Here is a 13,543-nt window from a genome sequence, read left to right as displayed (position 1 = left end):
TCCCTAAATTTTAAAGTTGAGAACTTATAAGTACTTTTTTATTATTTTGATGTTTGTGATTTCTGGTATTTCATATGCTCAATCTTCGAATTTATGGATTACTTTAAAACCCAATGCAGGTAGTGTAGATCAAATTAATGAAGATGTTACCATTAACAATGGAGTTTTTATTAACGATATTTCTTCAGGAAATATAAGTGTATCACAATCTACTATAAATGATGAGTTAAGATATTCAGTTACATACACAGATAGTGATTTTGATAATAATGGTACAGAAAATCAAGTATCTTTTGACTTAAGAATAAAAGGTTATAGAGAAGCAACATACAATTATAGTACAGAAACAAATGCTTCTTCTGTAACAGATTACGGATTACAATCTGATGTAACAATTATAGACAATACTTGGGGAGTTTTTGGTGATTTTGATATTGATGCTGGTGAATCATTAGTTTATGAAATAGAAAACTTTACAATTAATGGAGTCAGTTCTGATTTTAGTAGTAATATTCGTTTCTCAGTTTTTAATTTAATTGAAACAAATGGAGGTAGAGATCATACCATGGTTTTTGGTTTTGGTAATGATTTAGAATCATTTGAAATAGATGTTGATAAAAGTGTTTCTCCATTGGGTATAAATACTGTTTTTTCTTTAACAGGAGCAGGAAGTCTTACTACAACTTTTCGAGAAATTGCAGTTTCATCCTTAAAAATTAAGATTGAAATAAATGGACCAGATACTACTTTTTGGGATGTAACTGATTATGCTACTTTTGAAAAAGGGCCTACTTTATATCATAATTATCCTACACTAACAGAAAAGAAAACAACATTACCTAAATTTTCATGGAATAAGATTCCTAGATGGCTTGCTGTAAGAAATAGTGCCTCTTTTACTGAAGAAGACGTTACAAGTATAGCAAACAATTACCAGTTAGTGATGTTAGAAAAAGCGAATCAACAAGGTTTTCAATATATTGAAGATGGTGTTGAAAATGCAGCAACAAGAATTAAAGCTATAAATCCAGATTTAACAACGCTGTTTTATTACAATACACGTATAAATTACTTTAATTATGAAGCAAACCTGGAATTCAATGATAATGCTGCAGATTGGAGCACTTATGAAGATGGAGAAATATATCTTTTTAAAGACCTATATTATTGGTATAATCATGATGTAGAAGCCATGAGAAACTGGTGGATTGATACCTGTGTAACAATGGCTAATTTAGATGTAATTGATGGTGTTTTTGTAGATAAAATTACAAATCCAGACGCTAATGGTAATTTATATGATACAGATGAGAACTTAGCAAATAATTATGTTAAAATGTTGAGTGATTTAAATGATGAATTACCTGATCATAAATTACTTATTGGTAACACGTTAAGAAATGAACGATCAGGAGGTGCTAGAGCACTTATGCAAATCATGGATGGTTCTTATTTAGAACGATGGGATATAGCAAGTAGTGGACAGTCTGAAGCAGATGCAATTGCTGTATCTATCCAATTAATGAGAGAAGCATTGCAAAAAGGCAAAATGATTAATCTACAAACAAACCCAAGTTATAGTACAGATGATGATGAGCCTACAGATGATGATGAGTTAATGGCCTATACAAAAGAAAATATACACTTTCCTTTGGCAGTTTTTTTAATAATTGCAGAAGAGAACGCCTATTTTAGTTATACAACAGGTGTAAATGCTTTACCTTCTAGTTCAGATTTATGGGACGCAAGTTTTATAGATGAATTTCAGTACTTTCTAGGAAAACCTTTAAACAATCCTATAAAAAATGGTTACATCTACGAACGCTCTTTTGAAAACTTAGATCTTTGGGTAAATATAGAAACCAATGAAACTGTTTTTAATTGGAAAGATAAAACGATTTTGTCTACTGATAAACAAATCTTTAATGATATCATCCGTCTATATCCTAATCCTGTAGAGGATACTTTTAGTTTATCAAAAAAAATTACATCTGCAACTGTCTTTAATTTATTAGGTCAAGAAGTGATGTCGTTTTCTAATAACCAAAATCAATATGATGTATCTAGTCTTAAAAACGGTTTTTATATCGTTAAAACTGTGTTAGATAATGATAAGATAAATAGCATTCGTTTTGTGAAAAAATAGATTAAAATTTCAATTACATCATATCAAAAACAATAAACCCCTCTAAATGAGTGTAATATATGTGTAAGCAAGCAAGTAAATGATGGATTTAAGCAATTTACATCTACTAAAATCAATTACTTTTACATAAAATGATTAATCAATAAACATAAAATTATGAAAAAAACATTACTTTTTACTTTCGCCTTTTTATTAGTAACCTTTGTTGCCTCTGCACAATCAAACACATTAACATATACTAGTGGTGGTGATGAAAATCAAGAATTAGGTCTTGGATCTAACCAAGAAATCTATGCGCTTTCTGCTGATCCTTCATTCACACAAGGTGGTGCATTTATCCAATATAACAAAGAAATTGTTTCTGGTGTTGATGCTCCTGTTAGTGAAACTTTTAGTATAAACACGGATGGTAGTAACATAAATGCAACCCTAACATTTAAATATAGAAAATTTGCAGCTAGTACTGTAAGTGGAGTTATTTCTATAGCTGGACAAGCTGATTTTCCTTTTGATTTACCAGATACTACAGTAGAAGATGGAGATCCTGATCATTCTGGTACTCATAAGTTTTTTGATTACACTGTAGAATTTCCTATATCTTCAACAGCAACTAATGTAACATTCACTCTTAATGAATTTGTTAAAAATGCTGCTTCTACGCTACGTTTTAGAATTTACAGTATTAAAATTAATGGGACAGTACCTACTCCTCCTTTAGATTCAGAAGCAACTTTAGATGCTGGAAATGAGTGGTATTTTAACTATAGTCCAGATACATTTGGAGCAACAGTTAATGAGGTGCAAGGTGGTGTGTTTTTAGCACAAGGAGATGCAGTGGCTACACCATCAACTACTGAAAATAGTAGTACTTTAGTTGCCAAATTCACAAAAGAAGACGAGGCAAGTTCACAAGTAAAATTCCAATTACCAGCTCTAATTACCACAGCAAATCAATCGAAGGCTATTTTTAAAATCAGAGCCTATATACCGTCAACTAATAATGCACCTGGAACTACGGCTAGAAGATTAAGATTATTTTTACGAGATGGAGACTTAAGTAACAATACTCAAAAAAATGTAACCATTGATGTTACTACTTTTGATAAATGGCAAGAATATACCTTTGATTTTACAGGGGTAAATCTTACAGCAGATAGTTATAGTACTGTAAACCTATTATTTGATCAACCAGACCCTAATTTTGATGCTACAGGAAATGTGTATTATTTAGATGCTTTTCAAGGGCCTTCTGCAGATACATTACCTGTAGATAACTTTGAGTTAAATAGCGCTTCTATTACAGCATATCCTAATCCTGTAACCAATAGCTTTCAAATAGATTCTAGTGAGAAAGTAGATAATGTAAAACTGTATAATATTAGTGGACGTTTGGTAAAGACATTTAAAGCAAATACTAATTATGATGTTAGCGATTTAGCTACAGGAGTTTATATTACAACGATTAAAACTCAATTAGGGTCTAAAACATTAAGACTTGTAAAAAAGTAACCATATATCTTTATTATTTTTTGAAATTTTGTTTCTGTAAAATATTCAAGAATATATAAATTTATTGAAAAGAAGAGGTGGTAATTTTATATTACTACCTTTTTTTTTGTAAAAACAACTATCTTTTTCCAGATAATTTTAATGGATTACAATCATATACAATAATGAAAACACATTACAAAAATCAGCTCACTTTATTTTTATTAAGTGCACTACTATTTAGTTGTAACACACAAAAAGTAGCCAACAACAAAACGCAGAGCACAGATAGACCAGAGCCAAATGTTGTGCTCTTGCTTACAGATGATTTAGGTTGGCAAGACTTAAAAGTTTATGATATTGATGAACCATCTCCTTACGAAACACCAAATATTGATGCTTTTGCTAAAGAAGGTGTTCAGTTTTGGCAAGCCTATTCTCCAGCACCTACTTGTGCACCCAGTAGATGCGCAATTATGAGCGGAAATCATCCTGCAAGAGCACAAAAAACACATGTTGTAGGTGGTGGACCTCCTACAGTTTATGCTGGTAAAAATTCACAAAGAATTATAGAGCCTTGGTATAGTGGTCGTATGCCAGAAAACGAAATGACATTAGCGAGAGTCTTACAACAAAAAGGATATACAACAGGGCATGCAGGTAAATGGCATATGGCTATAAACCACTTTGCTTATCCGCAACCAGAAGACCAAGGTTTTAATGTTACTACGCATGATCGTGGAGTTACAAGTCCTCAAAAACCACATAGACTTACAGATTTTGCAACTAATAAAGCATCAGATCCTTATCGTTTAGATGAAAAAGGGTTTCCTTTTCATCTAAATAACGAAAATGCGTTAAAGTTCTTAAAAGAGAACAAACAAGATCCATTTTTCTTGTATTACGCTACTTTTTTAGTACATGCTCCAATACATACTAGAAGTAAAGCGCTATTAGAAAAATACTGTGAAAAATTAGGTCTAGAATACCCTACAGACCCTAGTCATTGGGACGTAAAAGGACAAAATAATCCATATTATGCTGCAATGGTAGAAATGTTAGATTATTATGTAGGACAAGTTTTTGATTATTTAGAAACTACAGATGATCCTCGTTGGCCTGGTCATAAATTAAGTGAAAATACTTATGTTATTTTTACTTCTGATAATGGAGGAATGGAAGGTCACCCAGGTGAAGTTTTTACAGATAATTATCCTTTAGATAAAGGGAAAATAAACGCTAAAGAAGGTGGTACAAGAGTTCCTTTAATTATTTCAGGACCTGGAATTAAAAAAGGAATACAATCTGATGTTGTTGTAAATGGGCTTGATTTTTACCCTACAATTCTTTCATTATTAAATGTTGAAAAACCAGAAAATAAACATTTAGATGGTGATGATTTATCAACTTTATTACTTAAAGATCCTACGGATTCTAAATTAGTTTTAGACAAAGAAGGAAATGAGAGAAATACAATGATGTGGCATTTTCCACATTCATCATATCAAAGTACATTACGTGTAGGAGATTATAAAATTATTAGGAATTATGATTATAAAAACAATCCTAAAACTCAAGAATTTGAGCTTTACAGATTGTATGATACCTCTAACGGAATTGCTGAACGTGTTGATATAGAAGAAGCAAATAACTTAGCAAAAGTAGATACTAAAAGAACAAAAGAGATGAATGATAAGCTTACATCAATCTTAACAGAAATGAAAGCAAGTTATCCTTCTTACAATCCCTTTTACTTAAAAAAGATGGAGCATAAAGAAACGGTTCCAACAGTGATTTCTGAATCTAAAAAGAAAGGTAAGGCTACATTTAAGTACAAAGAAAATGGAGCAAAAGTGGTAAAAGCTAATCTTATTTATACAACAAATGGCGGACATAAATATGAAGAGTGGTTTAAGGCAGATGCAAAAATAGAAGAAGATTTTACGATAACAGCTGTTCTACCAAAAGGAACAACTCACTATTTAATTAATTTAATTGATGAGCATAATTTTTTAGTAAGTTACCCAGAAATGCCTACTAAAAAATCTCTTAAGACAGAGAAAAAGCAATATTCTAAATATGCTTTGAAGAATAACTAGATAATTATTTTTAGTATAATCTAAAAACTATAAAAAAAACGGGCTTTGTCCCGTTTTTTTTGTTATATAGATGAATTACACTTATTTGAAGTGTCTTTAACATTCATTTAATTTTGTTTCCTACTTATTTGAGAATTGATTAATTGTTGATTTTTTAAAAGTAAAGTGCATTTACTATTGTTTTCATAAAGTCTGAGGAGTGTTTTGATGAATAGGAGTATGATTAGATAAGACAGAGTAAATAACCTCAAGCTTCATTGTGTAAACTTATATAAATTATTAAGAAAAAATATATTTATATTATGAAAAACAATTACTTACAATTATTTTAGCTTTAACAGGATCAATACATTGACAATTCAGTAACAGATTTAAAATTTACATCTACGTGTGATGGACGTTCTGTTTCAATATCAGATTAGATAATAAAAAGGTTTCTTAGTATATATTTCTAAGGTACCTAGAAATAAATTCTACTTAGACAACTTACCCTTCGTCTAAATATCATTAAATCATAGTTTTTATATTTAAATGAGTGGCGTTCTTACATTTCGAATATTTCTAGCCTTTTTTTCACTTATTGTCTGGTTAATAAAAAAAACGTTTCTATTTCTAGATATTAAAAGAATACTTATCTATGTACGTAAATTGAAATAAGTATATACAATAACTTTATTCTCTAACGATTCTTATTTATATAAAAATCCCCCTCTAATTTATAGAGGGGGGCTTAAATTGGGGTATAATAAACTTATTCTTTTAATAATTTTATATGTTTTCTGACGCCATCTTTACATATTACTTTTAGTAAGTATATACCTGGCTTTAAATTAGATATGTCAATGTCTTTATTTTCGTTTTCAAATTTGTACGCTATTGCCCCATATGCATTGTACAAAATACCAGATTCTACTTCCTTTGTGAGGCTAAAAGTATTCTTTACAGGATTAGGATATAGATTTATCTCTTTATTCGTTTCCTTATCAAAATCATCAACTCCTAAAACAAATTCAGAGATATGAAATATAATATCTTGAACTCTTAATCGTCCAACAACATCCGCTCCTGAATTAGAAAGACCTGTTGTTACAAATTTTATTTCTGTAGCCTCATCATCAGCTATCGTAAGTGGAGTATCAAATACAAACTCGAAATTATTACCTTCATTATTACCACCACTTGTATAAGTATCTTGCTGTTGCGTCTCTCCATTAATGGTAATTGCCACATCTACAATATCATTTTTTTGAGAAGTCGCAGCAAATGTTACTTTATTTAATGTACTTTGATAACCCTCTGCAGATTTCACAAGAAATTTAGCTCCATCTCCTTCAAGATTATCTTCTGGGTCAATTTCTGTTCTCATTTGCAAATAAATATTACTCCCAGCAGCTGTACCTCCAAGCAATTCTGAATAATTATCTACAGCTGTAAAAGTTTGTTCCAATTCTGAACTATTCAGAATTATTTCATGAAGTGGTTCTGTTGCCCCTAAAACATTAAAGAAAAGATTTACAAATCTTACTCTCGGTGCTAACCCTTCTGAGTTAGAAAGTGAGGTTGTTATCACCTGAATTTCTTTAGCTGACTGTGTAAATGTAACTGGAGTATCAAATTCAAATAATTCAGCAGTATTATTATTTGTACTTACATAGGTAAAACTTTGTGTTTCTCCATCAATAATTATATCAACATTTACAGTATCTCCTGATTGAGATATAATTCCTAATGTAATTTTATCACAAGTTATAGTTTCAACATCAGCAGGAGCTTTTACATAAAATTTAGCTCCATCTCCTCCTTCTTCAGTCCTTGCTTGTAAATAAGCTGTACCTCCTATAGTTGTATTTCCAATTATCTCAGCATATTCTTCTACTACTTTAAAAGATTGTTCTCCAACAGAATTAGCAAGTGTTATCTTATGAGGATTAAATATTGATATCGCTTCTGATTTTACTAAAAAATTATTTTCATCTACTAACGTAAATATAACCCCTGTAGCTACTTCTGGTACATCAGCTGTAATCACATTGCCATTTATAGTTGCTGAAATTTCAAACCACTCTTCTTCTGATGAATCTACCTCTTCTATTCTATAAAGTAAATAAGCCGTTTCAATAATAGCATCTCCAGCATTAGTAGTTAGTGTTGCTGTGGCTACACCTGTATCTTGATCAAAAACTGTTGAAACAACAGACGGAACAATATCTTGATTCTCTAATGGATCACCATTATAATCTGGATTAAACACTGGTGTTCTTGCATTGTTCTCAGTTAAAAGGGTCTCTAATTTTTGGATCATTTCATTTTTTAGAGATGAATCCATTGTATCTATAACATCAAACATTTCTTCTATATCATTATCAGAACCATCGTCATTATATAATTTGTACGCTTGATAATAACCTCCATCAACATAGATTTTATACAATTTATAATTTCCACTTCTAATAGCTGACGCTGATCTATCATCTGTTCCATGTGGGAAATGCCAAAAAAGATCTGTTCTTTCTGTATCGTCGTTGTTTTTTATTTCTGTTTCAGATCCACTTAAAAAAGGATATAAACTTACACCATCTAAATTAGCTATTACATTTGTATTATCAGCATGCTCATCAGCTCCAGTCACCTCCATAATTGTAGGATAGAAATCTAAATGAGAAACCATATTATTGTATGTTTCACCTGCAACAATACCAGGTCCAGCAATCACAAGAGGCGTACGTAACCCACCTTCTTTAGGACTTGTTTTTCCTCTATCTAAAGGGAAGTTATCTGTAATAATTTCTGTACCATGAACTTCTGCACCTCCATTATCTGATGAAAAAATAATATACGTAGTTTCAAATAATTTTTTCCCTGGATTTCTTGGGTCATCAGTCTCTTTTAAATAATCTACAACTCTCCCTAAACTCCAATCTAAACTAGCAATCATTGCTCCATAATATGGATTCGTTTGCCCTGGTGTCGTAATATTTGCATCCGTTGTTGGCAGAGGAATTCCTAATTTATCACAATAATATTGTAGCAATGCTAAATCTCTAGTTTGAATAGGAGAATGTACCAACCAATGAGCCATGTAAAGAAAAAAGGGCTCTTCTTTATTGTCAGCCATAAAATCCAATGCAAGTTCTGTTACAGCATCATAAGGTCTTCCATCTTCATCTAATCTATAAGGATCATCTTCAGCATCAGTAGCAAAATCAACTGACCTATCTCCCATAGATCTCGTAATTCCTCTATCAGTATCTTGATAATCAAAACCTTGATCTACGGCCTCTGGATAAATATTGTGATTGGCTGCCATATGCCATTTACCAACATGACCAGATACATATCCTAAAGGGTTCAAAGCTTCAGCTATAGTAACTTCATCAAGTTGTAATCTACCTGGATAATATGAAGGTATGATTTTATTTGAATTTTTTCCTTCAGGTATTTGCCCTCCAGCTACGTGAGTCATTTTATTTTTAAGAGGCATTCTACCACTCATTGTACCTCCTCTTGATGGAGCACAACTAGGTGCTGAAGCATAGGCTTGTGAAAAATTAGCTCCACTCTCTGCCAATGCTAACATATTTGGTGTTTCCCAAGGAACAACATCACCAACATCATTTAATTGAGTGTCTTGCCAACCTAGGTCATCTGCGTAAATAAAAACAATATTGGGCTTAACTAATTCTTGCCCTTTAAGAGAAAAAATTGTGATAAACAAAAAGAAATATAAAATTGATTTTTTCATTATTTATGTTTTATTATTTTTTATACAAAAATAAAGGGCTCTACAATATTCAATTTGCTCTAAACAATCAATTATTGACTCTATGATTACAATTAACTTATAATTTGATAAGTAATTATTCTATACTGTTTGAGTAGCTTATTTTGTTATTATTATTTTTCTAGTGATACTCAAGTTATTACCACTTGAAAGTTTTATAAAATACATTCCTGATTTTAATTTAGACAAATCTAATTGTGTTGTTAAAGTCCCATCATCCCATAACTTTTCTAATACTTTTGTACCTGTAACAGACACAACAATTATCTTTGAGATACCAGTTGCAGTCTTTGTAATGGTTAACTCATCAACTACAGGGTTAGGATATAAATTAATTTGAGATGGATTGGATGTTGGATTTATAAAACCATCAGTTGATAAAAGAATATCATCAATTTCTCCCAACAGAAAAGCTCCTTCTGGTCTTACATAAGGCTCATAATTAGGTACAGAACTAGATAAAAGTCTATCATTAATTTCTTTCATAATCACCATTTCATCTGGAGTCATACGTCCCGCAATTCCAGTAGTACTAGATACTGTATTAGCAAATGTAACACCAGCTTTAGCATCTAAAAGAATTTTAGAAAATCGGTAAGCGTCTTCTATCCCAAATACTAAATCAGATCTGGTTCCATGCCAAGAAGCTCTAATAGGAAACCATGCATGTTTTAGTACTTGTTTCTTTTCATAAATTGACCAAGGATTCCCAACCATAGCAGGTAATGTAAACTCTTCATATCCCCATGAATTTGGAGGAGCTCCACCACCCAATGCTGAGACGTGTCCTCTTGTAAAATCTGAATAAGAGTTGTTTCCTCTAAAGTTTGATACATTATAGTCTCTTTCATCTTCATCATCAATTCCATCTGAATCAACAGTAACTGGTTCTCCGTCTATATAATGTAAATGCCCAAACTCAGAAACTGACATTGCAGCACCAGGATCCGCATCTTTAAACATTTGTACAAAATCTTCTAAATATCCATCGTCACGAAGTGTTGAGGTTGTGTCAAACCAATAACCATCAGCATATTCTGCTATGGCAGGAATAAATCCTTGTACTAAATCCCTATATGCTGCATATTCATCTCCACCAAAATTAGCTGTATAATATGCTGTCCAAGCTGCTTGTGTTTCATCACTTGCTCTGTTTAAATAATTTGTAGATATGTACAAAATAATTTTCTTTCCAGAATTTTTTAGAGTTTGTAAAACTTCAAGTATTATTTCTTGATTTTCAGCACTAGGAACTAAACTTTCATTTATCTCAGTAGCTACATCTACATTGGTATTGTCTCTGATAGTAAAATAATGTGAATGAGCAAAATAAGAAAGATTTGTAATTACATGTCCTACTGCAGGAAGTTCTGTTACTAGTTCCTGTACACCGCTTATAGCATCGTGACCGCCAGCGACTTCTGTATCTAGCCTTTCTCCACCCCAAACAGGAAAGGTAGCACCCCACGAACCTGCTAACCATTCAGCTGGGTGATCTACTGTTGTTGCAGTTTGATCTGTTGCTCCATATATTTCATCAAAATAGTAAGTTGTAGCTGGTTCTTCTATACTACCATTAGCTAAACCAATAACCATAAGATCATATCCTCCAACATCTAATACATTTTGTGGAATAGCAACATCTTGAAAATGAAATGTAAAAGTTTCCCATTGTTGCCCAACTGTGAAATTCAATTGTTCAAAAACACGTCCTCCTTCATCTGAACTTTGAAAAAAGACTCTAAGTTTTGAATTGTTTGAAGTAAGCTCATCAGTAGGTATGTCAATATATGCTTTAAGAGTAACTGTATAATCGGTTAAATCTGTTACATAATTGAATAAGTTAAAAGATAAAAAATCACTAGTCCCTTCAGGTCTATTATATTTAGAGACAATAGTGTGTGTGTTAATTCCTGATGTATTAGGGTTTGGAATGTTTCCTGTTAAATTTGTAGGTATATCTTCTTCGGCTGTAAACTCAATTTTGCGCGTATTTGTTTCATCTTCTAACCACAAAAATTGTGCGTTAGAAACTTGTACAGAAAAAAGGAATACTATTAAAAACGTAATTTTTTTGATCATGATGTTAGTGATAAGGTTGGTTCATTACTTAAATTAGAAACATAGTTTTCAATGTTTGGTACATTGTAAAATATCCCTTTTTCTTTGATTGAAATATATTATTTAACTTGTATTGCTTTCGTTGCAAATAATTTTGTGGTTTTTTGGTAACCGGCATCTGGATAACTAATTAAAAAATTGTTTTCGTCAACCAAATTAAAGACATAATGTGTGGTTCCTTTAGGTAATTTTACGCAAACTTTATTACCAGTAAGCTTCATGGTAATAGGAAACCAAATTTCACCTTTTACACCGCCGTTTTTTGTATATATTAACTCTGCTTTTACAACTTTAGCGCCATTGTTTTTAAACTGTAGCCATACTTTATTTCCGTCAACACCATTTTTAACAACAGTAGGTATTTTAGCTTTATTAGGTAATGATTTCTTACTAGCAGGGTTTAAAAATGGGTATCTAGCATTTAATTTCTCCAATCTTTTATCTAAAAGGCGATCCATTTCTTTTGCTTTTTTAGGCATTGCAGAAGCAATATTTTTAGCCTCTTCAATATCTATACGTTTTGAACCATCTTCGTATAAATGATATAACTCTAATTTTGCTTTTTCATCAGTATCAACATATTGACGAACAAGTTTGTATCCATCAATACGTAAGGTGGATTGCATAGAGCTGTTAGGGAAATGCCACATCATTGTGTTTCTTGGGCCTCCAGTCTCAGTATCTATTACTAATTTTGAATCTGTAGGATCTTTGTCTAGTAAAATAGACAAATCAGCACCATCTAAGATTTGATTGTCTTCTTTTTGGGTTCCTGTCCAACTAAGTATTGTAGGATAAAGGTCAAGACCATTTACCATTACGTTAGATTCTATATTTGAAGAAATTGTTGGGCCTTTTACAATAAAAGGAACTCTGGTACCTCCTTCTTTAGCATTGATTTTTCCTTTATCTAATGGATAGTTGTCTGTAATAATTTCACCAGTATGTTGCTCCATACCTCCATTATCAGAAGTAAAAACCACATACGTATTTTCAATTAACATATGCCCAGGCCACCTTGGGTCTTCAGTTTGTTCAAGGTACTTAATCAATAAACCTGTATAATGGTCAATCGTTTCTACCATTGCACCATAATAGGCATTTCTTTGTCCTTTTTCTTCCCAAAGATCCTTTTCTTTAGGATAATCTATTCCTAATTTCTGGTAGTATTTTTTTAATAAAGCTTCACTTCTTGTATGAATTGGTGTATGAACTAAACGAGAACAATAGAATAGAAAAAATGGATCGTTTTTGTTTCCATCCATAAAATCGATTCCATCTTGAGTAATATCATCAAACGGAAAACCTTCTTCATCTAAATAAAAGGGATCAGATTTATCAGAAGTAGAAAATCCTTTTGTGCGGTCTTTCATTCTTTTATGAGATCCAAAACCATGCTTTGAGAAATCAAAACCTTGATCTTTCGGTTCTGGATAGTCTGTTACTGCAATACCTACATGCCATTTACCAGAATGTCCAGTTTTGTAACCATTGGTTTTAAGAGATTCGGCAATTGTAACTTCTGATGTGTCTAAAGCACCTCTCATCCAAGGACTTATTAATGAAGACCCATGATTAAAAGGTAATGGTGGATGACCTCCTCTAACGCTAGTTCTTTCTAGACGAACAGGATGTTTACCTGATAAAATAGCTCCTCTAGAAGGAGAGCAAACAGTTGCAGCAGAATAAGCTTGCCAAAAAAGAACGCCTTCTGTAGCTAATTTATCAATATTTGGTGTTTCGAATGGAGAAGGTTCGTCAATATCGTAACACTTTACATCTTGCCAACCTAAATCATCAGTTAATATTACTAATACATTTGGTTTTTGTGGTCTTTCTTGTGTAAAACTGCTTGACGTAACTAAACAGGCCATTACTAATAGAAATACTTTTTTCATGATGCTAATT

The 13,543-nt window shown here is 31.8% G+C and carries 6 protein-coding genes; 3 read left to right on the top strand and 3 right to left on the bottom strand.

Annotated features, from left to right (window positions below; all coding sequences use genetic code 11):
* Window positions 1-16 precede the first annotated feature (16 nt).
* From ACJJVK_RS01415 to ACJJVK_RS01405, 3 genes are all read left to right on the top strand, one after another.
* Window positions 17-2,146 carry a putative glycoside hydrolase gene (locus ACJJVK_RS01415; protein ID WP_405562459.1) on the top strand — a complete coding sequence of 710 codons (2,130 nt, stop codon included), beginning with the start codon at window positions 17-19 and terminating at the stop codon, window positions 2,144-2,146.
* Between the two features lie 156 nt (window positions 2,147-2,302).
* Window positions 2,303-3,655 carry a T9SS type A sorting domain-containing protein gene (locus ACJJVK_RS01410; protein WP_405562457.1) on the top strand — a complete coding sequence of 451 codons (1,353 nt, stop codon included), beginning with the start codon at window positions 2,303-2,305 and terminating at the stop codon, window positions 3,653-3,655.
* Window positions 3,656-3,819: 164 nt separating this feature from the next.
* A complete protein-coding gene (locus tag ACJJVK_RS01405) occupies window positions 3,820-5,733 on the top strand; it encodes a sulfatase (protein WP_405562456.1) in 1,914 nt (637 codons plus the stop codon).
* 751 nt (window positions 5,734-6,484) lie between these two features.
* On the opposite strand, the gene ACJJVK_RS01400 is transcribed toward ACJJVK_RS01405, so the two are convergent.
* The 3 genes from ACJJVK_RS01400 to ACJJVK_RS01390 form a co-directional block, all read right to left on the bottom strand.
* Entirely contained in the window at window positions 6,485-9,475 is a 2,991-nt protein-coding gene (locus ACJJVK_RS01400) for a sulfatase-like hydrolase/transferase (protein ID WP_405562454.1), read from the bottom strand.
* 138 nt (window positions 9,476-9,613) lie between these two features.
* Window positions 9,614-11,596, bottom strand: a complete 1,983-nt coding sequence (locus ACJJVK_RS01395; RefSeq protein WP_405562452.1) for a T9SS type A sorting domain-containing protein — start codon at window positions 11,594-11,596, stop codon at window positions 9,614-9,616.
* 98 nt (window positions 11,597-11,694) lie between these two features.
* On the bottom strand, window positions 11,695-13,533 hold the full coding sequence (locus tag ACJJVK_RS01390; protein ID WP_405562450.1) for a sulfatase: 1,839 nt from the start codon (window positions 13,531-13,533) through the stop codon (window positions 11,695-11,697).
* Between the last annotated feature and the right edge of the window lie 10 nt (window positions 13,534-13,543).

The sequence above is a fragment of the Polaribacter sp. Asnod6-C07 genome (assembly GCF_045063625.1).
GTDB classification, from domain to species: domain Bacteria; phylum Bacteroidota; class Bacteroidia; order Flavobacteriales; family Flavobacteriaceae; genus Polaribacter; species Polaribacter vadi_A.
This window is presented reverse-complemented; position numbering and strand designations above follow the sequence as displayed.